A 24,056-nucleotide genomic window follows, 5' to 3' on the forward strand; every position below is an offset into this window, starting at 1 on the left:
GTTTTGTTGTTATTTTATTGATATTAGATGATTTTATTGGTTTTTATTTAGCGCGACCTCGCTGTAGTTATCGTGACAAACTGAAGACAGTGGCGAGTATTGACTACTACATCTATCCCCGTCATGATCAAAAGAGAATGAGATTTATTTTTGTTTGACTGCAGAATGTCCAGCGATGACCTGGAACGCTGCGGCGCAGGAGCGAGTTATGCCACAGCGGGTGAAACCTGCAGAGCAGGGGATCGTACTGGATGCCCTGTCGGCCGGATACGGCCAGACCCTGATCGTTAACGACATCAACCTGACCATCCCTACCGGCAAAATGACGGTGCTGGCCGGGGCGAACGGCTCCGGCAAATCCACGCTGCTCTCGACCATCGCCAGAATGCTGAAACCGCTCGGCGGTTGCGTGCGTCTGGACGGGCAAGCCATTCACCAGATGCCGACGAAGGCCGTCTCGCGCCAGCTGGGCATCCTGCCGCAATCGCCGCTGACCCCGGAAGGGTTAACGGTTTTCGAGCTGGTCTCGCGCGGGCGCTACCCGTGGCAGGGGCTGATGCGCCAGTGGTCCGAGGCCGATGAGCTGGCGGTGGAGGAGGCGCTGCGCTTAACCGGTACCGCCGAATTCGCCCATCTGCCGGTGGACAGCCTCTCCGGCGGCCAGCGTCAGCGCTGCTGGATCGCCATGGCGCTGGCCCAGCAAACGGCCACCATTCTGCTCGATGAGCCGACCACCTGGCTCGATCTGCGCTATCAGGTCGATATCCTCGAACTGCTCCAGACCCTCACCCGCGAACATGGCCGCACGGTGGTGACGGTACTCCATGACCTCAACTTTGCCGTGAACTACGCCGATCTGCTGGTGTTCCTCAAACAGGGGCGCATCGCCGGCACGATTAGCGACAACGACGTCTGTAGCCCTGAGCTGATTAAACGCGTGTTTGACGTTGACGTGCAGATGTCGATTAACCCGCAAACCGGCAAACCGTTCTTTATGCCGTTTCGCGCCCGCCAGGCCGTTGACGCATGAGCGCCGCCGTTCTGTACGCCGCGCGGCGTCATGCCCGCCCCCGACTGGCGCTCTTGCTGCTAACGCTGCTGCTTATCGCCGCCTCGCTGGTGCATCTTGGTTTGGGTGCCCGCTGGATCGCCCCGCAGACGGTGCTGCAGGCGCTGCTGGAGTACAATCCGCGCAATTTCGACCAGCGGATTATCGTCGATCTGCGCCTGGTGCGGCTGGCGGCAGCGCTGCTGACCGGCGCGGCGCTCGGCGTCGCCGGGCTGCTGCTGCAGACGGTGATCCGTAACCCACTTGGCGAGCCGCATATTCTCGGCCTTAACGCCGGCGCCTCGCTGGCGGTGGTGGCGACCTCTGCGCTGGGCCTGTCTCTCGGCGCTTTTCCCGCCGGGCGCCCGCTGACCGCCGCCTGCGGCGCAGCGCTGCTGTTCGGTGGCGTGATGGCGCTGGCCTCTGCCGGGCGCGGCGGGGCGACGCCGCTGCGCATCACGTTGTGCGGAGTGGCGCTGTCAGCGTTTGCGTCGGCAGTGACGGCGGCGATATTGATTCTCGATGAACAGACGCTGCTGGCGATGCGCACCTGGCTGGCCGGCGACCTGGCCGGACTGAACTGGAGCACGCTGCAGACGGCGCTGGTTCCGGCGCTGTGCGGCCTTGGCGTCGCGCTGCTCATTGCCCCACGGCTCAATGTGCTGGCGCTGGGGGATAAGGTGGCGCTGGGCCTTGGCGTTAATCTCGTCCAGACGCGGCTGCTGGGCCTGCTGGCGATTGCGCTGCTGTGCGGCGCGGCGGTGGCGGTGGCCGGGCCGATCGGCTTTGTCGGGCTGGTGGTGCCGCACGTGGTACGCCGTCTGGTGACGGAAGATATCCGTCTGGCGCTGCCCCTGGCGGCGCCGGTGGGGGCGCTGGTGCTGGTGCTGGCTGACATCGCCGCCCGGACGCTGGTCGCGCCGCAGGAGCTGGCGACCGGAGCGATGACCGCCCTGGTGGGTGCGCCGCTGTTTATCTTTATCGCCGCGAGGTTTTTTAAATGAAGCGCGCCGTTCACCGGGCCGGTTTTCGGCCGCTGGTTATCGCCTCCCGCCAGCTGCTGCTGCGCCCGGCGGCGCTAAAAGTTGCCGCCATCATGATGCTGATGCTGCTGGCGCTCGGGCTGTACAGCCTCAGCCGCGGCAGCTATCCGTTGCCCGCGTCGACGCTGCTGACGCCGCAGCGGTTGGGCGAGCAGCCGCGCTTTATTCTGTTTGATATCCGCCTGCCGCGGATCCTGATGGCGCTGCTGTGCGGGGCCATGCTGGGGCTGGCCGGCGCGGCGATGCAGAGCATCACCCGTAACGGGCTGGCCGACCCGGGGCTGATTGGCGTCAAAGAGGGGGCCAGCATCGTGGTGCTGGCGCTGGTGCTGTTTTTCCCGGCGGTAGGCCTGGTCTGGCGGCCGCTGGCGGGGATGGTCGGCGGCGTGGCGGTGGCCCTGCTGGTCCTGACGCTGGCGCGCGACTGTTCGCGGCCGCGTTTTATTTTAATTGGCATCGGCGTCTCCTGGACCCTGGCGGCAGCGGTCGGCATCTTTATGACCACCGCCGACGTTCGCGACGTGCAGACGGCGATGATCTGGCTGGCGGGCAGCCTGCAGGCCGCCACCTGGCCGCTGCTGGCGGTGGCCTTTTGCTGGGCGCTGCCCGGGGCCGTCATCCTGTTCTGTACCGCCCGGGCGGCGGACGTGGCGCTTCTGGGCGACCGGACCGCCATCGGCCTCGGCGTACGTCTGCAGCAGCTGACGGTGCTGCGCTTTTTCGCGCCGGTGCTGCTGACCTCGGCCAGCGTCTCCTGCGTCGGCAGCCTTGGATTTGTGGGCCTGATGGCGCCGCATATGGCGCGTTTCGTGCTGCGCGGCGGCCAGGTCTCGCTGCTGTGCGGCAGCGCGCTGATTGGCGCCTTGCTGGTGCTGGTGACCGACACCTTTGGCCGGCTGGCGTTTGCGCCGCTGCAGATCCCGGCGGGGATTGTTATTGCCCTGGTGGGCTGCCCGTTCTTTGTTGTCTTGCTCTGGCGTCGCCGTGATGCCCTTTAACCAGGAAGGTAGTATGCGTTGGTTCGTCTCATTGCTGCTGTTGCTGACGGGGGCCGTCAGCGCCGCCGCCCCACAAACTCAAACTTTCACCGATGATTTAGGCCGCACGGTCACCGTGCCGCTGCATCCGCAACGCATTGTTTCGATGCACGATCTCGATATTACCATTCCGTTGATTGAGCTCGGGGTGCCGCCGATCGCCAGCCACGGCCGGACGCGCCCGGACGGCAGCCACTATCTGCGCGCCAGCGCCCAGCTTACCGGTGTCGATTTCGACAACGGCGATATCCGCTTTATTGGCACCGCCGATATCGATCTGGAAGCGGTAGCCGCCGCAAAGCCGGATCTGATTATCACCGAGCCCAGCCGCCACGTGTCGGTAGAGCAGCTGGAGAAGATTGCCCCGACGGTGAGCATCGACCATCTGCAGGGTAGCGCCCCGGAGATTTACCGCAAGCTGGCGCAGCTTACCGGCACCCAGCCGCGGCTGGCGATCCTCGAGCGCCGCTATCAGGAACAAATCAAACAGCTGAAAGCGATGGTCAACCCACCGCAGTACAGCGTCTCCGTGATCCAGGCGAACAACGGCAAGGTCACCGTGCATCATTCGTATCATGCGCTGGGCCGGGTGCTGCGCGATGCCGGGTTCCGCTTTCCGGCGCTGATTGAGAGGATCCCCGACGGCCAGCGAATTGACGTCAGCGCAGAACAGCTGCCGGAGCTGGATGCCGATTTTGTCTTCGCCACCTGGCGGTCGGATACCGGCGGTAAGCCGCAGGATGAGCTGCAGGCGATGGAAGGCGTGATGCCCGGCTGGTGTGACTTTTTGCGTGCCTGCCGCACCGGGCACTATATTTTGCTGCCGCGGGAAGAGGTGATCTCTAACTCCTACGCCGCGCTGTCTCTGATGGTGGCCCAGGTGCAGTCGCATATTGCCGGCCGGCCGATCCCGGCGGAGGCCAAATGAAAAGCGCGGTAAAAAAAGAGAAGGGCAAAGTCGACCTGTTCGGCGAACGCTATCGCGCCCGGGCGCACCAGCTTTCCCCCCGGCTGCGGGCCGTGGTCAGCTATATCAACGACAACCGCGAGGTGGTGCTGGAGCATACGGCGATGGAGATCGCCACGGCGACCCAGACCTCCGACGCCACGGTGGTGCGCGCCATCCAGGCGTTGGGCTTCGCCGGGCTGCGCGAGCTTAAGCAGACCATGGAGCGCTGGTTCGGCACCTCGGTCACCTCGGCGGAAAAGATGCGCTCGACGGTCACGGCGCTCTCCAGCGACGTCAACTCCAGTATTGATTTTGTGCTTGAAGGCCATCAGCGGGTCTGCGAGGTCCTGGCGCGCGCCGACAACCGCGCGGCGGTGGCCCAGGCGGTGGCATTGCTCAGCGACGCGCGACAGGTAGGGATCTTCGGCATCGGCGCCTCGGGGATCCTCGCCGAGTACACCGCCCGGCTGTTCAGCCGCATTGGCTTGCCGGCGTATGTGATGAACCGCACGGGCTTCAGCCTCGCCGAGCAGCTTATCGGCCTGCAGCGCGGTGATGTGCTGATCATGATGGGGCAAAAATCCCCCCATCGCGAAGGGATGACCACCCTGCGCGAGGCGAAGCGGCTGGGTATCCCGACCATCCTGCTGACCCAGGCGGTGGACTCACGCTTCAGCCAGGAGGCGCAGGTGGTGATTGACGTCCCGCGCGGCGGGGACAGCACCAGAATGCCGCTGCACGGCACGGTGCTGGTATGCCTGGAGATGATTGTCCTGTCGGTGGCCTCCACCACGCCACAAAAAACGGTGAAATCCCTGAAGCGAATCAACGACCTGCACCGGGCTATTGGTAAATCCGGCGGTAAACGCGGCAGTTAATACGATAATTCACCAGCGGGAAGGTTTCCGGTTGCATATAAAAGTCAGTGTGTGTATTTTTATGCAAAATAAATGCATAAAAAGGAAATCTCATGATCAAGAATTTGCTCAAAGCGTGTTTCATGATGGCCGCGCTGACGGCAGCCGGACAGGCGGCTGCGGAAACCTATACCGTCGGTTCCGGCGGCACCTACCGGCCGTTTGAATTTGAAAACAGCCAGAAACAGCTGGAAGGTTTCGACATCGACATCATCAAAGCCATCGCCAAAGCCGAAGGCTTTGACGTCAAGCTGGTCAATACCCCATGGGAAGGCATCTTCGCCACGCTGAACACCGGCGACCGCGACATCATCATCTCCGGGATCACCATCACCGATAAACGCAAACAGATGGTCGATTTCTCCGCGCCTTACTTCCCGGCCGAGCAGTCTATCGTCGTCGCCCAGGACTCGAAGGTGGATTCGCTGGCGGCCCTGAAAAACGAGAAGGTCGGGGTGGTGAACTCCAGCACCGGCGATATCGTGGTTTCTGAGGTGCTGGGTAAAAACAGCACCGCGATCAAGCGTTTCGACAATACCCCGCTGATGCTCCAGGAGCTGTTTGAGGACGGTGTCAGCGCCGCGGTGGGCGACGTCGGGGTGGTGAAGTACTACATCAAACAGCACCCGGAGAAGCAGTTCAAACTGGTGCCGGATGCCAAATTTGAGCGTCAGTATTTCGGTATTGCGGTAGCGAAAGGCAACAGCGAACTGCTGGGCAAAATCAACGCCGGGCTGCAAAAGATCGTTGCTGACGGGACTTACGCCAAAATCTATAAAACCTGGTTCGACGACAACGTGCCGACGCTGCCAGCGCAATAATCCACTTTTTTCAGTGACCACGGCTATCGCCCAGGCGATAGCCGTATTTTTTAGGGAAGGACTATGACGGGATTCCGTTGGGAGATCATCGAGGAGTACGGCCCGCTGTTTGTGGACGGCGCCCTGATGACGATTAAATGTACCATTATCTGCGTGATCCTCGGGACGCTGTGGGGGTTAACTCTCGGTCTCGGGCGGATGGCGAAGGCCGAGCACGGGCCGTGGAAATATATTCTCCGCTACCTGGTGCAGTTTCCGGTGCGTTTTTACGTCAGCGCCTTCCGCGGTACGCCGCTGTTCGTGCAGATCATGGTGGTGCACTTTGCGCTGGTGCCACTGTTTATCAACCCGCGCGACGGCCTGCTGGTGACCAGCGGCCTGATGAGCGCCGACTTTGCCCGCGAGCTGCGCGCGAGCTACGGGGCGTTCCTCTCCTGCATCGTGGCGATCACCCTTAACGCCGGAGCCTATGTGTCGGAGATTTTCCGCGCCGGCATCCAGTCGATCGACAAAGGGCAGATGGAGGCCTCCCGCGCGCTGGGCATGCCGTGGTGGAAAACCATGCGCAAGGTGATCCTGCCGCAGGCGTTTCGCCGCATTCTGCCGCCGCTGGGCAACAACGCCATCGCCATTGTTAAAGACTCGTCGCTGGCTTCGGCGATTGGCCTGGCCGATCTGGCCTACGCCGCGCGCACCGTCTCCGGCGCCTACGCCACCTATTGGGAACCCTACCTGACCATCTCCCTGGTCTACTGGGTGATCACCTTCCTGCTGGCGCAGCTGGTTAACCGTCTGGAAAAGAGGTTTGGCAAAAGTGATTCACATTAATAACTTACATAAGCGCTTCGGCGACAGCCACGTGCTGCGCGGCATTAGCTGCGATATTAAACCGCAGGAAGTGGTGTGCATCATCGGCCCGTCCGGCTCGGGAAAAAGTACCTTCCTGCGCTGCATGAACGCCCTGGAAACGGTCAGCGAAGGCGAGGTGGTGGTTAACGGCTTTGCCGCCCACGACCGGACCACCGACCTCAACAAGATGCGCGAAAGAGTCGGCATGGTGTTCCAGCGCTTTAACCTGTTCCCGCATATGACGGTGCTGGAAAACCTGATTATGGCGCCGATGAATCTGCGCAATATGCCGCGCCAGCAGGCGGTCGACCTGGCGGACGCCTTGCTGGCGAAGGTGGGCTTAAGCGATAAGCGCGACGCCTGGCCCTCGAGCCTGTCCGGCGGCCAGCAGCAGCGGGTAGCCATCGCCCGTGCGCTGGCGATGAAGCCGTCGATTATGCTGTTCGATGAGCCGACTTCGGCGCTGGATCCGGAGCTGGTGGGCGACGTGCTGGAGGTGATGAAAAACCTCGCCAGTGAGGGGATGACCATGGTGATCGTGACCCACGAAATGGGCTTTGCCCGCGAAGTAGCCGACCGGGTGATCTTCATCGACCAGGGCGTGATTCAGGAAGAGGGCAAGCCGAGGCAGATCTTTAGCGCGCCGACCAACCCACGCACCGCCGCCTTCCTCAGCAAGGTGCTGTAAACAGAGCGGGCTGGCGCAATGTCATCTGTGAGGCGTTCTATAGGCTATGACATAGAGAGTAGAAGGGAAGAGGGTTAAACACGCTGAGAATAGCGAGGGTGAGAGTTTAGGACATAAGAAAGGCCGCTCTTTGGCGGCCTATATGATTTAATGTAAATATGCTGTTAGAGTCTGGTTTATTACTGGGTCTATTGTGCTTCAGAGCGTGGCCATTACCGTAGTCCATATAACCAAATGAGCCGCCATCAAGCTAATTTTCATTGCACTCTCACTAATTCACCATGCCGGATGTTTTCTTTACGATCTGCAAAGAATTCAGCCACCAGGCCGCACACTGATATTCCACAGCAATAAGGGCTAGCAAAAGAGGCCATTATCAGCAGCGCCTGAAGCAGCCACGTAGAATTGAAAAGGGTTCATCTTAATCGCCTAGCATGATTGCGTTAAATTCAGGATCATGCCATAAATCTTCAGGGTCACGCTTACGAAAGCGAGGGTGATTAAATACAGCACCTACTTTACGTTCATGCGCAATCCGTCTATCACGCTGTTCTTTGGTTTCCCGTTCATTAACTGGCGTTACTACGTATTCTTCATATGGTGTAGTCATTACTTAAATCACCCCAGCCATTAAACAGCAAAGCGCGATAAAGCCAATCACTGAAAGGATAATGTTTAGCGTCTGCTTACTGTGCTGGCGCTCTCTGAATGCCTCCAGTGTGGTGATCTCAATATCTCGCCAATCCTGATATGTATCAAAAATCGCCATATTCTTACCCTGATACATTCCCTCCGCTACTACGTATCCCTGCTTTAGCATCACTTCATAGTAACTTACATGGGGATTCATCACGCCGGGTACAATGTTAGCCTCTGCTACTGCTTTAGCTTCCCGGATTTTTTCTAAATCTTCCTGCATGATCAGGCCTTATTGTTCACTGTATTATTGATGGTGATAGGCGCTTGTGTAGGAGCTAGCACATGCATTGTATTACTTGCGTTAGCGTCTGGATGTGTTGGATCTGGCTGTGTATTCACTGTAACCGCTGTGTCTAAATCCCACGCAGCGCCAGTGATAAGATCAACGCCACCACATACAATCAACCCGCAAGCAATATCACCCCAGAGCCAGCCGTTCAGATTGTCTGTTACTGTGCCAGAGGTTATAGGGGCTGAGTCTGTACGCTGGAGTGTCACAGAATAGGGCGCATCGCCACGCTTGAGGTTTACCGTTGTAGGTGCAACGCCTGTACTCACTACTTCACCATCACCATTTCTAATCGTGTACATTGCCGGGGCATTAGTCTTAATGGCTACAGGCTGTGTTTTACCATCCACTATTAGCGCACAGCCAGAAAGTGACATAGCAGCAACAATAGCAGACAGCGCTACACAGATAGATTTGGTTTTCATTACAAGTGCATTCCTATTGATTGGATTAAATTGCTTTCTTAAAAAGTTTTGACTGATAATTACTACGTGCTTTTAGTAGAGCTTGAGTATCTTTACTTTTCCATTCGCTTAGCTTAGCCGCTAGGGTAATACCTGTATTAAGTTCCATTTGATATTTAGTCTCGAACCAGAGCGGGGGATAATGATTAATAGCAAATACCCCCGGCATGGTGTGAACCGTAGCCACCGTGGATATGTTCGCCCCTCGGACAAGCAAAGGCACCAGTAGCCACACAGAAAAGCAGGACAGCTAATAAAGTTTTCATTTGACCCCTTTCACCTTATGGCAACTAAAACTATAATCCATCTGAGCCAAATCAGGAGTTTTAGTAATTGCATCTAAGCTATATAAAAAGGTATAGCTTGCAGTATTACCTAATATCTGGAGTGATGTTGTAGACTCTCCCATAATGAAATCGTATCGAGTGCTATCACCCTTATTTGGAGTCATGATATATGAGTTACCTGTACTCTCCAAAAATTGCCGGGTAACAGGATTAAAACTTAAGTACAGGTGTTGTGGATCTTGCCCCTTGTCGATATTCTCACAGGAAAAGTTTAATACAGGATCTGTTTTTGCTTCGGTGTCAGTGTTGAATTCACCTTTACAGCCAGCCAGCACAGAGCAAGCCATTACAGCTAATAAAATCTTTTTCATTTCTAAGCATTCCACGGATTACTTACTTCAATTCGTTTACATTGGTAATTAAGACCACCGCCAATAAAAGAGGCGCTAACAGCTTTAAAATGTTTATAGGTGATCGACAAAGTTGCAAAGCCCCACGCATGGGAAAACTCTCCCACAGTAACTACGCCGTTTCCGTGAGCATTAACGACTTTATTCATGCTAATGTTTGCATCTTCACCATTACGAAAAATCTGGTGAGGCGTATCACCTAAAAAATGGTTATGAGCCACTAAGGAAACATCATACCATTCATCCGGTACTTCAGATTGTTCAACGCTGGAGATATAGCGACCGCCAGCAAAACTAACATTCATATCCCCATTACATTTGAATTCAAAATTTGCCGGGTATGTGTTCTCACCTCTGCTAATACTTCTAAGCCCCATATCATCATAATCAGAGACTTTATCACGCCCTACATACAGAGGCTGAGCAGTCTGTACAGGCGCTGAGTATTCAGGAGGAGGCGTATAGCCACCGGGACGCACAGAAGCCGCCCTAGCTCCACACAGAGAGCCATCTTTAGCTATTTGGTCTGGATAGTCGCAACGGTTAGCCTGTGCGCCAAAAGAAGCCAGTACAGCAAGAGCAATAATTAACTTTTTCATTGGATATGCGTGTCATGTGTAGAAGAGGAGCAAGAATGGTAAGTAGTACCGCCATCATTACTATAAGAATCTTTCATTGTGTTCAAATTGCTCACAAAAATAAAGCCGGGAAAGCTATATACACCGATCTGATTATTATCATAACTTGTGAAAATATGAGAGCCATTACCGATATATACAACCGTGTTATTTGTTTTTACAACGAAATTAGACACCCATGAAGAACTTTCATCTGTTTTCATGCCAGTGTCAATTACTGTGTGATTACCACAAAAATCTGTAGTTGTCTGAATAGTAGATCCGGCATTAGCCGCTACAGGCATAAGCATAGCCAATGCAATAATAAATAATTTTTTCATCTTCATGTTCTCTTTTCGTCTCCCACGTAGCGGGGAAAGCAATAGTAGGTCTATTACCATCTAATGGGTTAAGCTAATAATGATATTAGCCACGCCAGCTACTAACTAATGCGTGTTGAACCATAACGCTATGAACAACTTGCTTTAGCTTGCCCTGCACAGTGCTATAGGCTAACCTTTGACCTGCAAAGATTACCCACATAGCAGTGTTAAAAGTGATTTTAAAGTAGCAAGGGAAATCATCTCCTTTAATCACTGTCTATACGTCTGAAACGTCAGTAGGACATACAATATTATCAACTGCTTTAATTATCGATTTCTTATTGTTCAGCAGAGTATTGTACATTTCTTTAACGCTGTTGACCAAAGCATGGGCATTCAAGTTAGTGATAGTAGAAAATTCTATTAACCTCATGTTTGTTGTTCGTCATTACTGCTGTGTGATGAATTATCCTAGGGACATTCTAATAGGGCCACTACTATTGAGATGATTCTTATGTAATGCGCACAAATACATTAAGAATTTATATTTATAATCAGACCTGCCCATCATTTCATATTTATATATTTATGCCGTTTATGAAATTAACATAACAGTAAAATAAAGTGTATTTAACGGTTACATTCAAAGCATTTAATGTAGTGTACACATGTGATTACTCAGCATGCATGTAACACATGCGTAGAAGTAAATGAGATGTGATTAATGCGCCGCAGTTATTTACTTTACTCTGTAAAAAACGATGAAAAGGAAAGAAAAGTAAAAAAACAGCTATTGCTAGCTAATACATACACTCAATGGCTTTACATCACATAGCTGTATGAATTTCTGCAAAACGAACCATTCACTTTTCCTGCGCTGCATGAACGTCCTGGAGACGGTCAGCGAAGGTGAGGTGATTGTCAACGGTTTTGCCGCCCACGACCGGACCACCGACCTCAACAAGATGCGCGATAGCGTCGGCATGGTATTCCAGCGTTTTAACCTGCTCCCGCACATGACGGTGCTGGAAAACCTGATTATGGCGTCGATGAATCTGCGCAATATGCCTCGCCAGCGAGGGGATGACCATGGTGATCGTGACCCACGAAATGGGCTTTGCCCGCGAAGTAGCCGACCGGGTGATCTTCATCGACCAGGGCGTGATTCAGGAAGAGGGCAAGCCGGGACAGATCTTTAGCGCGCCGACCAACCCTCGCACCGCCGCCTTCCTCAGCAAGGTGCTGTAAACCGAGCGGGCTGGCGCCAGGCCAGCCCGCTGAGCGCTGATCAGAAATGCATCACCATTATCGAGTTACTGAACCTCCATTTTTGCCACAATCCGCATTTCCACAAGGGCATTTTCGGGAATGAACTCTGATACACCGATGGCGGTCCATGCCGGGTATGGCGCTTTTATATACCTATCTTTCACTTTAGAAAAAAGGTCTATATGTTTTTTTAGATCAATATGAAAAGTCGTCATTTCAAGTATGTTTTCATAAGTTAATCCGGCAGCTTCTAAATAAACCCCCAGCTTATAAAAAGCATCATGGAATTGTTCTTCAGGATGTTGACTAATCGGTTTGTCTTTACGCGCGGCGGTGACACCTGAAAGGTACACTGTGCCATCTGACTCGATGATGGGGGAGAAGTGCCAGTCATTAAAATAATGTTGAAACTCTTCAGGAACTATCGACTTTTTCATGATTTTTCTCAAATGGATGACTTAAAAATGACAGCGTGCTCGAAGCGGTGATGTCCAAAAATACGGTTAAACAAGCTTAAACTATCTCTGCGGTCAGGGGGGCTGTTTGAGCATCGCGTATTCAATCAGCCACCTGCCTGTTGCTTTTGCTGCCAGCAAGACGGGCCTCAGTTGAAAATAAACCGGTGGAGCGCCTGATAAGCCGGATACTTAGCCCGGCGCCCGTGGCGAGACATACCGCCATCGTTAGCAGGGCGACGATAAAGGCATGCGTGATGTGTGCGCCACTTCTTCCGTTTTCCAACATGCTGTAAAAAATGCCGCCGATAATGGCGACGCTTAGCGCCGTGCTGATCTGGAGCGTTGAGCTGGTCACGCCGGCTATCATCCCTGAAAACTCTGGCGCAACGCGGCCTGTTACCATCCGCACCAGCGTAGGCATCGCCAGTCCCTGGCCAAGACCGGTGACAAAGAGCAGTAGCGCGAGAGGCAGCATGGGCGGAGGCGTGCCCGTCATCGTGTTGGCAATCAACCCTGCAAGGCCTGCTAGCCCGAAAGTCTCGCATCCCATCCCTATTGCACTCAGATAATTTCCGACAAAACGTCTCAGGAAAGGGGTCAGCAACGGACCGATAAGAAAGCCGACGCCAAAAGGCAGAAAAATCAGGCCCGCGTTCAGGGCGTTTAAATGTAGCGCGTCCTGGAGATAGACAGAAAACAACAGGAAAAAGGCGCCGATGGAATAAAACAGCAAAACGATCGCCAGTCCCTGGCCCAGGCCTGGGGCACGTAACACCGTCGGATCAAGCAGCGGAGAACCGCCATGCTGGCTAAGGCGACGTTCATAACGCCATAACAATGAGACCAGTAACGGGAAGGCCAAAAATGACAGCCATGTCCACCAGGGCCATCCCGCCTCACGGCCTTCAATCAGTGGCACAATCAGCGTGCTCAGCATGACGGTTGCCAGCAGCATACCGACGGGGTCGAGTTTTGAGCAGATTGCGCCCGTGTCTCTTTTACCAGCGGCAGACCACAGAGAATGACCAGCAGCGCCACCGGCAGGTTAACGAGAAAAATAGCTCGCCATCCCAGGTGAAACAGGTTCACTGAAATGAGAATGCCGCCCAACACCTGCCCGATAACCGACGCCAGGCCAAATACTGCGCCATAGAGGCTCAGTGCTAGCGGTTTTTCCGCCTCCGGGAAAATAGCCTGTACGGAAGCCAGCGCCTGGGGTGCCATAATCGCGGCCGTGGCTCCCTGTAACACCCGTCCGGTAATCAGTACCCATGGTGACCAGGCTAAACCGCACAGCAGCGATGCGGCAGCAAAACCGACCAGCCCAAGAAAGAACATCTTTCCACGGCCATATATATCACCCAGGCGGCCGCCGGTAATTAATGTGACCGCGTACACGGCAGCATAGGATGAAATGACCAGTTGTTCAGCGGAGGATGAGGCACCCAGCTCACCCTGAATGGCAGGCAGCGCAACATTGACTATAAAAAAATCGAGCGGCGGCAAAAACGCGCCGACCAGCAGGATGACAAACATTGCCCAGCGACGCGGCTCGGCTTGCATGATGGTAGGTGTCGACATTGTACACTCCATAGTGAATGGCCGCCGTCCCCGGTAAGAAACGGCTGTCGTGAGGGTGGGGTCAGCGCATGCCGCCAGAGGCCAGAATCACCTCGCCGGTGACCCACCCCGCGTCGTCTGATGCAAGAAATGAGACAATTGGAGCAACATCCTGCACCTGGCCGATGCGTCCAAGCGGCGTCTGCTTTTCATTCCATATCTGAAAATCCGAGTTCATCGCGCCCGAAATATGGCTACCTTCCGTTTCGATAAGCCCTGGGTTGACCGCGTTGACGCGGATTCCTCGTGGGCCGAGTTCTCGTGAGAGTACGCTGGTGATGGCGTCAATTGCGCCTTTGGTGCCGCTGTAGATGGCGCTCTCGGGGATAGCGACGCGAGTGACGAACGAACTGATGTTGATTATGCTGCTGCCCTTACCCAGATGCGGGGTGGCGGCGCCAACCAACAGCAGCGGGCCGAGAACATTGATGTCAAACTGCCTGCGATAGAGTGCTTCCGTACTATCTTCAATCCTGGCGAACTGATAGATACCGGCGTTGTTCACTACAATGTCGAGGCGCCCGAAGTTGCCAATGGTTGAGTTAACCAGCGCCTCGACCTCTGATGGGTTGGTGACATCTGCCGCTACCGCCACGGCCCGTCCACCGGCAGCTTCAATATCTGCAACAACCTTATCTGCACTGCTTCTGTTTGACGCGTAGTTGACGATGACCCTCGCGCCGTCAGCCGCCAGCTGACGGGCAATACCTGCTCCGATCCCACTGGATCCACCGGTTACAATGGCCACTTTGTCTTTTAATTTGTTCATATCTAAGCTTCCTCGAATTGCCGTCCTGAGCGGTATGGTTGAGGAGGCTATAGTGATATCGACAAAGTTGTTTTAGAACTGACGATTTTGTATATTCGATGTTCATTTTTGAACGGCGAGGCAATGGCATGGAATGGGGCGACGTCCGGGTGTTTCTTGCTGTCATGCGTAAGGGGTCTTTCGGGGAGGCGGCCCGTAGCCTTGGCGTAAGCCATCCGACGGTGGGTCGGCGGATAAAGGCGCTTGAGGCTGAGGCGCAGCAGGCACTGTTTCGCCGGACAAAGGAAGGGCTGGTGCTGACGGATGCTGGTGATAGAGTGTTGAAGCTGGCAGAGGCGGTCGAAAACTCCGCACTGGCGATGGAGCGACGCCTGGCAGGGAATCACGAACGTCTCGAAGGGATACTGCGGATATCTTGCGCTGAATGGTTTGCTAACTACGTTCTGGCGCCGGTTCTGAGCGAGTTGACGCGCCGCCATCCCGCGATTGTACCGGAGATAATCGCGAGTTACCGCTTGCTTAATCTGTCGCGCCGTGATGCCGACATCGCGTTTCGCATCGTGCCCTTTACCGAACCGGATATTGTCCAGCGCCGCCTGATGACCATTCCCTATGCGCTGTATGGAACGCCGGATATGGCCGGGATCGCGCAACACGACCCGGCTGCAGTGGGGCTTATTCTGATGAATACGGCACAATCCCATTTCTCTGACGTCGCCTGGCTGCTCGACAGGTTCCCTCAGTCACGGCGTGTGTTTACCAGTACCAGCCGGGCCGTACAGGCGCAGATGTGCCAGCGGGGGATGGGGATTGCCGTGCTGCCGCGGCCGCTTGGCGATGCCATCATCGGTTTGCAACCCATCAGCATGCCAGAGCCACCGCCATCCAAAAATATATGGGTGGGTTATCACTCTGACCTCCGGCATATGGACCGCCTGCGTGTCATGCTGGATATTGCCGATGTGTTGCTTGCGGATCCCGGGACGGCCGCAACGTGAGCTTACGGTTTACGGATGCCAGTCATGCTGTTGAACACGCCGTCACGTAGCACGAAAGCATGTAGCAACGCAGCCGCCAGGTGAAGCATCACTGTTGCGAATAATGCCAGAGCCACCCAGGTGTGAAGAGGCCGTAGTTCCGCATACCAGTCATTATTGACTCCCAGGATGGGGGGCAGGACGATCCCGTAGCCAAGGGTGACGGGATATCCTGCAGCTGAAAGCATGGCCCAACCTATTAGTGGTTGGGCCAACATCATCAGATAGAGTACCCAGTGCGAAAGGTGGGCAATGCCACGCTGCCAGGCAGGGATGGTGGCGGGCAAAGAGGGAGTAGGCGTGGTGAATCGCACCCACAAGCGAACGATAACCAGAAGCAATATCATCACCCCCAGAGGCTTGTGGATCGACACCAACAGGCTGTGCAAGGAGGATACGGTCGAGACCATCGCCACTCCGATAAATAACATACTGAGGATCGCAGCGGCCATCAGCCAGTGAAGGACGCGCAGAGCCGGATGAAAGTAAGCAACCTGTTTCATAAATGCTCTCCTGCTTGTTGTGCCTGTTCATGCGTACGCAGATTGTAGGATTTGGCATAAGCCGATGAGCGTGCGTTAAGTATCGGGTCATCAGACGCGGCAATGCCATCAGGCAAGATCAAGGGATCGTAGTTAATGTCATTACAGGGGCCTTGCTGTTGAGGGATGGCCTTGTTTAAGACTAACGTACCGGCATTAATCGTTTTCCGGTCTGCGGGCCAGGCTTTGGTGGAATCGTTACCTTTGTCCTCCGCCTGAGCCAGCGTGAAAACTAAATTCCACTCCAGCGTGCCCTGTTCCAGATGTTGCTGAAGATCCTGTTGCAGAAAATCTTTGTTCTGTTTATTGATATCGCTTATGGGGACAAACCTGGTGTGCGGCACCATACTCCAGCGAACCAGATGTTCATTGCCCGCCTGATCGATCAGGCGAAAAGCATTCAGGCTGTTAAAGCGATCGCTGGCCCAGCTTGAAGAGGGGATGTATTGCTTTGCCCAGGCAAAAAAAGGCTTGATTTCCGGATGGCTCATGACAAACGCATTTACTTTTTCCGGATTCGGTTTGCCGGTTTTGGCGTCCGGCAGCGTCGCGGTTTGAAGCTCATAGAAACTTTCGACGGAACTGACGGGGAAAAATGGCATGGCGTTCATCCCGGTTCGCCACTGTTCACCATTGGCCTGCGTAAAGGACAGCGCCATACTCCTGACAGGCACGGTATAATCCGGAGCTGCGGGGTTACCTCCTGCAATAGCCAAACGTCCTGTTACCGCGGTTTCGCCTTTGTTGAATAGTAAGGCGCGCGATAGCGTGCTGGCATTCCCGTTTGAGATAAAACTCCCCAGCACGCACATGCCTTTAGCATGATTCCGCCGATAGCCTTGATGAACGCCACCCGACTGTTGTAATACCGTGACAAGCTTATCCGACGTCAGCCTTTCAGGCGTAAGCCATCCACCAGCCCACAGGAATAATAAAATAAGGAACAATGGAATAATGCCGACCAGCGCCAGACGCACTAACGTCTGTTTGTTTACCTGTACTTTGATATTCATAGTGTTAACTCATTCTGTCCACGATTTTTGCTAAACGAGAAGTGCATTCAGCCTGGTTGTTGTGCTTCTCTTTTTTGTCGAACGGTTAGCGACACGGTTGAAATACAAAAATAGAAGGCGCCAAACGCCGCATAACCTACAATGTTGTCTATAGACGGTGGTTCTGTTGTTCGGGACTGAAAGAGAAAAAAAGCACCTGCTAACGTAGACTGGGCGCCACTTAATATCATGCTCCATTGCGCACGATAGTTTTTCCAGCGCTGTACCGCTGCGCCCAACTGTAGTAGGCCTGATAATATTGCCCAGCAACCGAATATCCGAATCACATCATTCATGCTGCTGTTAATAGCCAATATCACCGCCAGCGTTGTGACGGCGCTTACGATAATATTGACGGTCTGCATCCGGTTACGGACGAATCCGCCGTTTCTAATAGCATCAATGTAATTCGCTATCGCATCCCAGGCGGGATAAAGAATTAACAAAAATGACGCCAAAAAATAAGAATGCCGGGCAGCGATAAATGCGGAAACAGCCCATAAAATCGAGAAGATGGTGCGGGAAAAATAATACTGTCTGAGCCAGTTCTGCTGATTCCCCTGATGAATACTGTCGGTCATTTTAACCCTCTCAAGCTGGCATGTTGGACAAGCGAAGCATCGACGTGAGCTTCTTTCCGTTAGTAAACCTACTAGTAGGTAGGTAAAAGATCAACATGTTTTGATGCAATCCAGGTGAGGTCATAAGAGCGTTATCGAGGTGCGAGAGGTAAGGGGCCGTTTTGCAACAAGTATTGCCCGGTAAGTCACCGGGCAACCGTCAGGCGACTTTTATGATTTTGTTTATCAGAGGCCAGGCAATCTGATCAAACACCAGCGGATTATTGAATGCCCGTGCTGCCAGCATGGCACCATGTATACCAGCCATCAGGGCTCTGGCTTCTACTTCCGCCGTTTCATTGAGTTTGAAAACGCCCTGGGTTTCACCCGCCCTAAGTAACGATGCCAGCCAGTCAGAGAGATCGCTGAAATGGCCAGTGACCTCATCGGCAATATCGGCAGGTAATGTCGGAAGCTCAACAGCAAGCATGACACAGATGCAAAATGACGAAGTACCATCCTTGATACATGCTGACCAGAAATCGGCATACCCTTTCACTTTGATCAGCGGATCGTGTATTTGCTGATCCATGGCCTCCATGCCCGCCCGGGCTTCTGCACGGTACTCCTGTACAACAGCATGAACTAAATCTTCTTTGCTGGGAAAATGATGATGGATACTGGCTTTACGAATTCCCACGCGCTCAGCAAGATCGGCATAGCTAAAACTTTTATACCCTCCGACGGTGAGCAGCTGTCTCGTATTGGCCATAATTTCTCGCGCTTTCGGCGAACGTTCGATCATTTCACGCTCCAGCAATCATTGCGGTGAAAAAGTGCGCTATCTACAGCGGGTTCTATTCAGCCGGGACAACCTACTGGTAGGAAGTGAGATTGTCAAATTTCCTCTCCTGCCAGCAGCCCGCAAGCTCCTCAGATCTCAACGTTCAATCTGCAGACGCATAATAAACAAACGCCAGCTTATTGCCGTCGGGATCGCGGACGTAGGCGCTGTGAAAACCGTCGCCATACTGCGGCCGGTGACCGGGACCGCCTTCGTCACGTCCGCCGAGTTGCAGGGCGAGGGCATGCAGTTCCGCAATATGCTCGACGGAGCGGGCGTTAAGCGCCACCATCGTTCCATTACCCACCCCGGCAGGCTGCTGGTCAAAAGGGACGCCCACGCACAGCCCACAGGTGTGATTGCCGTTGAAGGTGCCCCAGGACGCCCCCTGTTCGTTACGGCCGGCTTTGACGTGTCCCAGCATCGCCATTAACGGGTCATAGAACTTGATGGCGCGTGGCAGGTCATTGGTTCCAAGCATGATGTATGAAAACATGATGTCCTCCTGGAGCAGGTTTGATGGCGTAAAACCTCAGCCTGGTTGCTGGCGAGCGGGCTGGCGCCAGACTAGCCCCACGCAAAACTAGCGTGCGGACTCCGTCGCCTCGTCCATCTCCTCTTCCTGCTCACTGGCAAGCAGGGTTTTCTCGTTTTTGCACAGACACTGAATCAACAGGAACAGCACGCCGCTGGCCACCAGGGTGACGATCAGGCCATCGTAACCGGTGATGCCGATCAGCATGCCGCTGACCACCGGCCCGGCGACGCTGCCGGCGGACCAGAAAAAGCCGAACAGGGCGTTAATCATAATCAGCTTCTGCCCATTGAAGGTTTTCCCCGCCCGCACCAGCGACAGGGTATAAAGCGCGCCCGCCGCGGCGCCCAGCAACAGGCAAATGGCCATCAGCTGAATGCGCGAGCCGAGCATCAGCGGCAGGGCCAGCAGCGACAGGCTGAAGACTACCGCGCAGGTCAGATGCACGCGGCGAATGCCGACCCGGTCGGCCAGCCAGCCGAGCGGGGTCTGGAACATCGCATCCCCGGTGAGCACCACGGTGACCAGCAGCACCGCCATTCCTTCATTAAGTCCTTTGTCCATGCCGTACAGCGGCAGCAGCGCGAGGATGCTGGCGTCAAAGAAGGCGAAGCAGAACACCCCGGAGGCGAGTACCGGCAGGAAAGCGCCGAGGCTGCGCCAGCTGGCGCGCTCCCCGAGGCTTTCGCGGGTACCAGTGGGCAGATGGCGCAGCATCAGCAGGCAGACGGCGGTGACCGCGACGATCGCCATCAGCGCAGAGGCCTGCCAGGCGGGGCCGACGGAGATCAGTAACGGCCCGGCCAGCTGGCAGCCGGTAAAGGCCGAGGCGTAGATGCCGGTGAGGGTGGCGCGCTGGCTGCCCGCCGCGCCGCCGGTGATCCAGCTTTCGCCCAGCACGATAATGACCCCGGAGGCCAGGCCGGTCAGCAGGCGCGGCAGCAAAAGCAGCGTCATATCGGTGGTCATGCAAGAGGCGATGGTCGCCAGCGCCAGCAGGATCAGACTGCCGCTCAGCAGCACGCCCATTTCAACGCGCCGGCACAGCGCAGGAGAGAGGAAAGAGGAGATCATCATGCCGGCGGGCGGCAGGGCGGCCAGCAGGCCGACGTACAGCGGCGCGATCTGCTGCTGCGCCAGCTCAAGACTGATTAACGGCACCGTATAGCCGGTGATAAATCCCACGAGCGACGCGGCCATGATCATCGCCAGCGTGGGGGCAAGACGATTCTGGTCTGGGTTAAACATTTTATTTCCGATGACGGAGAGGTCAGTAGTGGATCCTTCGGCAAATTGCCGTCCTGAGCTGCATAATAATTAATCGCCTGGCCGTTGTCACCGTTGAAATCACTACCAAAAAAGGACCGCAGGGCGTCGACAGGGCTGTACGCCGCGCCGCCGCCGCATTTCGTGACGTTGTCAGCGTGTTAACGACAGGATATAACGGAGGGAGCGGCAGCGACCCGACGCCGGTGAGCGACGGGGAAAAAACGCGACGCATGACCGATTATTCAGCATTACGCTATGCAGGAAAGGAGTAATACATGGCCGTATCGCCGTCACTGATCGCCGAAGCCACAGGCTGGCGACGTGAATTTCACGCCGCGCCTGAGCTCGGATATCAGGAGCAGGAAACCTCGCGCCGCGTTGCGGAACTGCTGGCCTCGTTTGGGCTGCAGGTACACCGCGGGCTGGCCGGCACCGGCGTCGTGGCGACGCTGGAAAACGGCCCCGGGCCGGTCATCGGCCTGCGCGCCGATATGGATGCCCTGCCGATCACCGAGCTGGGGAGCGTCAGCTATCGCTCGCGCCGTCCCGGGGTGATGCACGCCTGCGGCCACGATGGCCACACCGCGATGCTGCTGGCGGCGGCCGCCCATCTGGCGCAGACCCGCCAGTTCAGCGGCACCGTCCACTTTGTCTTCCAGCCGGCGGAAGAGAACCTCGGCGGCGCGCGCAAAATGGTGGAAGAGGGGTTGTTCGAACGCTTCCCGATGGACGCCATCTACGCGCTGCATAACTGGCCGGGGATCCCCCTTGGCGAAGTGGCGCTCAGCGATGGTGCGATGATGGCCTCGCTGGACGCCTTCGAGATCACCCTGCGCGGAAAGAGCTGTCATGCGGCGATGCCGGAGAGCGGGGCCGATCCGATCGTCGCGGCGGCGCAGCTGATTATGGCGCTGCAGACCATTCCTTCCCGCCGCCTGTCGCCGCAGGATTCCGCGGTAGTCAGTATCACCCAGATAAACGGCGGCGAGGCGATCAACGTCCTGCCGGACACCGTGGTGCTGCGCGGTACCTTCCGCTGTCTGAGCAATCGCGTTCGCGCCCGCGTGCGCGAGCTTATCGAAAGCTATGTGGCGACCCAGCCGCAGGTGTCCGATGTGCAGGGTGAGATTAGCTGGTTCCCGGGCTATCCGGTGACCAAAAACCATGCGCTGCAGGCGCAGCAGGTGCGCGAGGTGGCCGTCGCCACCCTCGGCGCGGAAGCGGTGCGCTGGAACCAGGCGCCGTCGATGGCCTCCGAAGATTTTGCCTGCATGCTGGAGGCCTGTCCGGGAGCCTATTTCTGGATAGGCACCGACGGCGAAACCCCGTCGAAGCCGCTGCATAACGCCAGCTATGACTTTAACGATGCGCTGATTAGTCCCGGGGTGGCCATGTGGGTGGCGCTGGTAGAGAAACAGCTGCCGGCGGCGTAACCACCGGCAGCGGCAGAGGGAGCGCGCGCGCTCCCTGAGGTCAGACGTCGGCGGTGGCTTTCAGCCGCGCCTTCATATCGCTGTAGGCCGTCCAGGCATAGCGCTCCGCCCACTGCTGGTCGGCAATCGCTTCCACTTTCACCGCACAGTATTTGGTTTCCGGCGTTTTGGAGATCGGATCGAGGTTATCCTGGGTCAGCTCATTGCAGGCGCCCACCCACCACTGATAGGTCATATAGACCGCCCCCGGATTGATGCGATCGCTGAGGTCGGCGCGGGTGATCACCTTCCCGCGCCGGGAGCTGACCCACACCAGCTGTTTGTCAGCGATCCCCAGTCGTTGCGCATCCACCGGATTCATCTGCACCCGTCCCGGCTCGTCGGCCAGCGACTGCAGCGCGGCACAGTTGCCGGTCATTGAGCGGCAGGAGTAGTGCCCCACCTCCCGCACGGTGCAGAGCACCAGCGGCCACTCGTCATCCGGGCGCTCCGCTGGCGCGCGCCAGGCGGTGGCGAACAGTTGCCCTTTACCCGATGGGGTATCGAAGCGGTTGTCTTTATACAGCCACGGCGTGCCGGGGTGGTCGAGGGTCGGGCACGGCCACTGGACATGGCCCATATCGCCCATTTTCTCCCAGGTCACGCCGTAGAACCGCGGGCAGAGTTCGCGCATCTCGTCCCAGATCTGCTGGTTGCTCTCATAGTGCATCGGATAACCCATTTCGCTGGCCAGCAGGCTGATGATCTCCCAGTCGCGCTTCACATTCCCCGCCGGAGGGATCGCCTGTTCAAAGCGCTGGAACCCGCGGTCGGCGCAGGTGAATACGCCGCCGTGCTCGCCCCAGGAGGTGGCCGGCAGCAGGACATCGGCAATTTCCGCCGTTTTGGTCATGAAGATGTCCTGCACCACCACAAAGTCCAGCGCCTCGATGCCTTTGCGCACCAGGCCGAGGTCGGCTTCGGTCTGCAGTGGATCTTCGCCCATGATGTAGTAGGCTTTGATCTCGCCGGTCAGCGCTTTATGCGGCACCTCGGTGATGCGGGTGCCGACCTGGTCATCCATCAGCGCCGGGTCGACACCCCAGGCGGCGGCGAATTTGGCCCGCACGGCGGGGTCGGTGACCTCCTGATAACCCGGGAACAGGTTCGGCAGCACGCCCATATCGCAGGCGCCCTGCACATTGTTTTGCCCGCGGACCGGGCCCACGCCGACGTTCGCCCGCCCCAGGTTACCGGTGAGCAGCGCCAGGCTTGCCAGACCGCGCACCACGTCCACCGCCTGGCCAAACTGGGTGACGCCCATGCCCCACATAATAGTGGCGGAAGGGGCCGCGGCGAAGATGCGCATCGCCTCACGGATCGCCTGCGCGCTGACTCCGACAATCGCTTCCACCGCTTCCGGGGCATAATCCTTCACCGCTTCACGGTAAGCATCCAGCCCTTCGGTATAGCGTTCGACATAGGCTTTGTTGTACAGCTCCTCCTCCAGCAGTACATAGCCGAAGGCATTCACCAGCGCCATGTTGCTGCCGTTGTTGAGCTGCAGATGACGGTCAGCAATGCGCGCAGTCTCAATGCGCCGCGGATCGCAGACGATGATTTTGGCGCCGTTTTCCCGGGCTTTGATCACCCGGCGGGCGACGATCGGATGGGAGTCGGCGCAGTTGTAGCCAAAGACCAACAGGCATTTCGAGTTTTCGATATCGCTGATCGAGTTGCTCATCGCCCCATTGCCCAGCGCCTGCTGCAGCCCGGCGACGGAAGGGCCGTGGCAGACGCGGGCGCAGCAGTCGACGTTATTGGTGTTCAGCACCGCACGGGCGAACTTTTGCATCACATAGTTGGTTTCGTTGCCGGTGCCGCGTGAGGAGCCGGTGGTCATGATGGCGCGCGGGCCATGCTTCTCTTTGATCTCCCTGAGCTTGCTGGCGGTATAGCGAATCGCCTCCTGCCAGCTGACCGGCGTGAAGGCGCCACCTTTCTGGTAGCGGATCATCGGTTGTTTGAGACGGGGCGTCAGGAGCTGCGTGTCGTTAAGAAAATCCCAGCCGTAGTAGCCTTTCAGGCACAGCTGGTTCTGGTTGGTGACGCCGTCGGCGGCTTCCGCGCGAATGATTTTATTGTTGTCGACAACCAGTTTAAGTTTGCAACCCGCCCCGCAGTAGGGGCACACGCTCGTGATTTTTTTCATCAGTAACAGACCTGTTAACAGTGAACAGAGGATCGC

At 56.2% G+C, this 24,056-nt stretch carries 24 protein-coding genes and 3 pseudogenes; 11 read left to right on the forward strand and 16 right to left on the reverse strand.

The window, feature by feature from the left end; genetic code table 11:
- Positions 1 to 208 precede the first annotated feature (208 nt).
- From CWM57_RS00565 to CWM57_RS00600, 8 genes and pseudogenes are all read left to right on the forward strand, one after another.
- Positions 209 to 1,030 (forward strand): ABC transporter ATP-binding protein, encoded by an 822-nt coding sequence (locus CWM57_RS00565; RefSeq protein WP_061154275.1) that lies wholly within the window; start codon positions 209 to 211, stop codon positions 1,028 to 1,030.
- Positions 1,027 to 2,052 (forward strand): FecCD family ABC transporter permease, encoded by a 1,026-nt coding sequence (locus CWM57_RS00570; RefSeq protein WP_046620197.1) that lies wholly within the window; start codon positions 1,027 to 1,029, stop codon positions 2,050 to 2,052. The genes CWM57_RS00565 and CWM57_RS00570 overlap by 4 nt, the downstream gene beginning before the upstream one ends.
- On the forward strand, positions 2,049 to 3,089 hold the full coding sequence (locus CWM57_RS00575; protein WP_100675454.1) for a FecCD family ABC transporter permease: 1,041 nt from the start codon (positions 2,049 to 2,051) through the stop codon (positions 3,087 to 3,089). Before CWM57_RS00570 ends, CWM57_RS00575 begins: the two co-directional genes overlap by 4 nt.
- The gene (locus CWM57_RS00580; RefSeq protein WP_165784145.1) at positions 3,079 to 4,056 is read left to right on the forward strand and encodes an ABC transporter substrate-binding protein; all 978 of its coding nucleotides are present in this window, start codon (positions 3,079 to 3,081) and stop codon (positions 4,054 to 4,056) included. The genes CWM57_RS00575 and CWM57_RS00580 overlap by 11 nt, the downstream gene beginning before the upstream one ends.
- Positions 4,022 to 4,955: pseudogene (locus CWM57_RS00585) on the forward strand (MurR/RpiR family transcriptional regulator). Before CWM57_RS00580 ends, CWM57_RS00585 begins: the two are co-directional and overlap by 35 nt.
- Before the next feature lie 92 nt (positions 4,956 to 5,047).
- Positions 5,048 to 5,815: a basic amino acid ABC transporter substrate-binding protein gene (locus CWM57_RS00590; protein WP_061154280.1), complete on the forward strand. Its 768-nt coding sequence runs from the start codon at positions 5,048 to 5,050 to the stop codon at positions 5,813 to 5,815.
- Between the two features lie 63 nt (positions 5,816 to 5,878).
- A complete protein-coding gene (locus CWM57_RS00595) occupies positions 5,879 to 6,643 on the forward strand; it encodes an amino acid ABC transporter permease (protein WP_004151161.1) in 765 nt (254 codons plus the stop codon).
- On the forward strand, positions 6,630 to 7,352 hold the full coding sequence (locus CWM57_RS00600) for an amino acid ABC transporter ATP-binding protein (RefSeq protein ID WP_100675769.1): 723 nt from the start codon (positions 6,630 to 6,632) through the stop codon (positions 7,350 to 7,352). The genes CWM57_RS00595 and CWM57_RS00600 overlap by 14 nt, the downstream gene beginning before the upstream one ends.
- Positions 7,353 to 7,773: 421 nt before the next feature.
- On the opposite strand, the gene CWM57_RS27120 is transcribed toward CWM57_RS00600, so the two are convergent.
- The 6 genes from CWM57_RS27120 to CWM57_RS27130 all read right to left on the reverse strand — a co-directional run bounded on the left by CWM57_RS27120 (position 7,774) and on the right by CWM57_RS27130 (position 10,459).
- The gene (locus tag CWM57_RS27120; RefSeq protein ID WP_133122260.1) at positions 7,774 to 7,962 is read right to left on the reverse strand and encodes a hypothetical protein; all 189 of its coding nucleotides are present in this window, start codon (positions 7,960 to 7,962) and stop codon (positions 7,774 to 7,776) included.
- 3 nt (positions 7,963 to 7,965) lie between these two features.
- Entirely contained in the window at positions 7,966 to 8,271 is a 306-nt protein-coding gene (locus CWM57_RS00605; protein WP_100675457.1) for a hypothetical protein, read from the reverse strand.
- A 2-nt stretch (positions 8,272 to 8,273) separates the two neighbouring features.
- Entirely contained in the window at positions 8,274 to 8,765 is a 492-nt protein-coding gene (locus tag CWM57_RS27125) for a hypothetical protein (RefSeq protein ID WP_133122261.1), read from the reverse strand.
- Positions 8,766 to 9,066: 301 nt separating this feature from the next.
- A complete protein-coding gene (locus CWM57_RS00610) occupies positions 9,067 to 9,462 on the reverse strand; it encodes a hypothetical protein (RefSeq protein WP_100675458.1) in 396 nt (131 codons plus the stop codon).
- Between the two features lie 2 nt (positions 9,463 to 9,464).
- Positions 9,465 to 10,100, reverse strand: a complete 636-nt coding sequence (locus tag CWM57_RS27995) for a hypothetical protein (protein ID WP_206052717.1) — start codon at positions 10,098 to 10,100, stop codon at positions 9,465 to 9,467.
- On the reverse strand, positions 10,097 to 10,459 hold the full coding sequence (locus CWM57_RS27130; RefSeq protein ID WP_133122262.1) for a hypothetical protein: 363 nt from the start codon (positions 10,457 to 10,459) through the stop codon (positions 10,097 to 10,099). Before CWM57_RS27130 ends, CWM57_RS27995 begins: the two co-directional genes overlap by 4 nt.
- Before the next feature lie 845 nt (positions 10,460 to 11,304).
- On the opposite strand from CWM57_RS27130, the pseudogene CWM57_RS00625 reads away from it, so the two are divergent.
- Positions 11,305 to 11,689: pseudogene (locus tag CWM57_RS00625) on the forward strand (ATP-binding cassette domain-containing protein); the annotation flags it as partial.
- Positions 11,690 to 11,754: 65 nt separating this feature from the next.
- Here the strand turns inward: CWM57_RS00625 and CWM57_RS00630 are convergent.
- From CWM57_RS00630 to CWM57_RS00640, 3 genes and pseudogenes are all read right to left on the reverse strand, one after another.
- Positions 11,755 to 12,147 carry a RidA family protein gene (locus CWM57_RS00630; RefSeq protein ID WP_100630648.1) on the reverse strand — a complete coding sequence of 131 codons (393 nt, stop codon included), beginning with the start codon at positions 12,145 to 12,147 and terminating at the stop codon, positions 11,755 to 11,757.
- Between the two features lie 121 nt (positions 12,148 to 12,268).
- Positions 12,269 to 13,749: pseudogene (locus CWM57_RS00635) on the reverse strand (MFS transporter).
- Positions 13,750 to 13,810: 61 nt separating this feature from the next.
- Entirely contained in the window at positions 13,811 to 14,557 is a 747-nt protein-coding gene (locus tag CWM57_RS00640; RefSeq protein ID WP_100630646.1) for a glucose 1-dehydrogenase, read from the reverse strand.
- Positions 14,558 to 14,685: 128 nt separating this feature from the next.
- Here CWM57_RS00640 and CWM57_RS00645 point away from each other — a divergent pair, with 128 nt between their 5' ends.
- Positions 14,686 to 15,555 (forward strand): LysR family transcriptional regulator, encoded by an 870-nt coding sequence (locus CWM57_RS00645; RefSeq protein ID WP_074385590.1) that lies wholly within the window; start codon positions 14,686 to 14,688, stop codon positions 15,553 to 15,555.
- A 2-nt stretch (positions 15,556 to 15,557) separates the two neighbouring features.
- Here CWM57_RS00645 and CWM57_RS00650 read toward each other — a convergent pair whose 3' ends face one another.
- From CWM57_RS00650 to CWM57_RS00675, 6 genes are all read right to left on the reverse strand, one after another.
- Positions 15,558 to 16,097, reverse strand: coding sequence for a cytochrome b (locus tag CWM57_RS00650; protein ID WP_008804511.1), 540 nt, complete (start codon positions 16,095 to 16,097; stop codon positions 15,558 to 15,560).
- Positions 16,094 to 17,149: a catalase family peroxidase gene (locus CWM57_RS00655; protein WP_100675460.1), complete on the reverse strand. Its 1,056-nt coding sequence runs from the start codon at positions 17,147 to 17,149 to the stop codon at positions 16,094 to 16,096. Before CWM57_RS00655 ends, CWM57_RS00650 begins: the two co-directional genes overlap by 4 nt.
- A 47-nt stretch (positions 17,150 to 17,196) precedes the next feature.
- Positions 17,197 to 17,769, reverse strand: coding sequence for a DUF308 domain-containing protein (locus CWM57_RS00660; protein WP_074385592.1), 573 nt, complete (start codon positions 17,767 to 17,769; stop codon positions 17,197 to 17,199).
- Between the two features lie 199 nt (positions 17,770 to 17,968).
- On the reverse strand, positions 17,969 to 18,553 hold the full coding sequence (locus tag CWM57_RS00665; protein WP_074385593.1) for a TetR/AcrR family transcriptional regulator: 585 nt from the start codon (positions 18,551 to 18,553) through the stop codon (positions 17,969 to 17,971).
- Positions 18,554 to 18,695: 142 nt separating this feature from the next.
- Positions 18,696 to 19,088, reverse strand: a complete 393-nt coding sequence (locus CWM57_RS00670) for a VOC family protein (RefSeq protein WP_100675461.1) — start codon at positions 19,086 to 19,088, stop codon at positions 18,696 to 18,698.
- 87 nt (positions 19,089 to 19,175) lie between these two features.
- Positions 19,176 to 20,375, reverse strand: a complete 1,200-nt coding sequence (locus CWM57_RS00675; protein ID WP_070612124.1) for an MFS transporter — start codon at positions 20,373 to 20,375, stop codon at positions 19,176 to 19,178.
- A 296-nt stretch (positions 20,376 to 20,671) separates the two neighbouring features.
- Here CWM57_RS00675 and CWM57_RS00680 point away from each other — a divergent pair, with 296 nt between their 5' ends.
- Positions 20,672 to 21,829, forward strand: coding sequence for a M20 aminoacylase family protein (locus CWM57_RS00680; protein WP_074385594.1), 1,158 nt, complete (start codon positions 20,672 to 20,674; stop codon positions 21,827 to 21,829).
- A gap of 40 nt (positions 21,830 to 21,869) precedes the next feature.
- Here the strand turns inward: CWM57_RS00680 and fdhF are convergent, their stop codons facing one another.
- A complete protein-coding gene (fdhF, locus tag CWM57_RS00685) occupies positions 21,870 to 24,020 on the reverse strand; it encodes a formate dehydrogenase subunit alpha (RefSeq protein WP_100675462.1) in 2,151 nt (716 codons plus the stop codon).
- Positions 24,021 to 24,056: the final 36 nt, after the last annotated feature.

The sequence above is a fragment of the Klebsiella sp. G-Nf4 genome (genome assembly GCF_002810615.1).
In the GTDB taxonomy this organism is placed as follows: Bacteria; Pseudomonadota; Gammaproteobacteria; order Enterobacterales; family Enterobacteriaceae; genus Klebsiella; species Klebsiella variicola.

Coding starts and splice junctions, on each gene's coding strand:
- CWM57_RS00595 (WP_004151161.1), top strand. CDS start 5,879: ATGACGGGATTCCGTTGGGAGATCATCGAGGAGTACGGCCCGCTGTTT.
- CWM57_RS00655 (WP_100675460.1), bottom strand. CDS start 17,149: ATGAATATCAAAGTACAGGTAAACAAACAGACGTTAGTGCGTCTGGCG.
- CWM57_RS00575 (WP_100675454.1), top strand. CDS start 2,049: ATGAAGCGCGCCGTTCACCGGGCCGGTTTTCGGCCGCTGGTTATCGCC.
- CWM57_RS00650 (WP_008804511.1), bottom strand. CDS start 16,097: ATGAAACAGGTTGCTTACTTTCATCCGGCTCTGCGCGTCCTTCACTGG.
- CWM57_RS00605 (WP_100675457.1), bottom strand. CDS start 8,271: ATGCAGGAAGATTTAGAAAAAATCCGGGAAGCTAAAGCAGTAGCAGAG.
- fdhF (WP_100675462.1), bottom strand. CDS start 24,020: ATGAAAAAAATCACGAGCGTGTGCCCCTACTGCGGGGCGGGTTGCAAA.
- CWM57_RS00665 (WP_074385593.1), bottom strand. CDS start 18,553: ATGATCGAACGTTCGCCGAAAGCGCGAGAAATTATGGCCAATACGAGA.
- CWM57_RS00630 (WP_100630648.1), bottom strand. CDS start 12,147: ATGAAAAAGTCGATAGTTCCTGAAGAGTTTCAACATTATTTTAATGAC.
- CWM57_RS00680 (WP_074385594.1), top strand. CDS start 20,672: ATGGCCGTATCGCCGTCACTGATCGCCGAAGCCACAGGCTGGCGACGT.
- CWM57_RS00645 (WP_074385590.1), top strand. CDS start 14,686: ATGGAATGGGGCGACGTCCGGGTGTTTCTTGCTGTCATGCGTAAGGGG.
- CWM57_RS00675 (WP_070612124.1), bottom strand. CDS start 20,375: ATGTTTAACCCAGACCAGAATCGTCTTGCCCCCACGCTGGCGATGATC.
- CWM57_RS00580 (WP_165784145.1), top strand. CDS start 3,079: ATGCCCTTTAACCAGGAAGGTAGTATGCGTTGGTTCGTCTCATTGCTG.
- CWM57_RS00570 (WP_046620197.1), top strand. CDS start 1,027: ATGAGCGCCGCCGTTCTGTACGCCGCGCGGCGTCATGCCCGCCCCCGA.
- CWM57_RS00640 (WP_100630646.1), bottom strand. CDS start 14,557: ATGAACAAATTAAAAGACAAAGTGGCCATTGTAACCGGTGGATCCAGT.
- CWM57_RS00670 (WP_100675461.1), bottom strand. CDS start 19,088: ATGTTTTCATACATCATGCTTGGAACCAATGACCTGCCACGCGCCATC.
- CWM57_RS00660 (WP_074385592.1), bottom strand. CDS start 17,769: ATGACCGACAGTATTCATCAGGGGAATCAGCAGAACTGGCTCAGACAG.
- CWM57_RS27120 (WP_133122260.1), bottom strand. CDS start 7,962: ATGACTACACCATATGAAGAATACGTAGTAACGCCAGTTAATGAACGG.
- CWM57_RS00565 (WP_061154275.1), top strand. CDS start 209: ATGCCACAGCGGGTGAAACCTGCAGAGCAGGGGATCGTACTGGATGCC.
- CWM57_RS27130 (WP_133122262.1), bottom strand. CDS start 10,459: ATGAAAAAATTATTTATTATTGCATTGGCTATGCTTATGCCTGTAGCG.
- CWM57_RS27995 (WP_206052717.1), bottom strand. CDS start 10,100: ATGAAAAAGTTAATTATTGCTCTTGCTGTACTGGCTTCTTTTGGCGCA.
- CWM57_RS00590 (WP_061154280.1), top strand. CDS start 5,048: ATGATCAAGAATTTGCTCAAAGCGTGTTTCATGATGGCCGCGCTGACG.
- CWM57_RS00610 (WP_100675458.1), bottom strand. CDS start 9,462: ATGAAAAAGATTTTATTAGCTGTAATGGCTTGCTCTGTGCTGGCTGGC.
- CWM57_RS27125 (WP_133122261.1), bottom strand. CDS start 8,765: ATGAAAACCAAATCTATCTGTGTAGCGCTGTCTGCTATTGTTGCTGCT.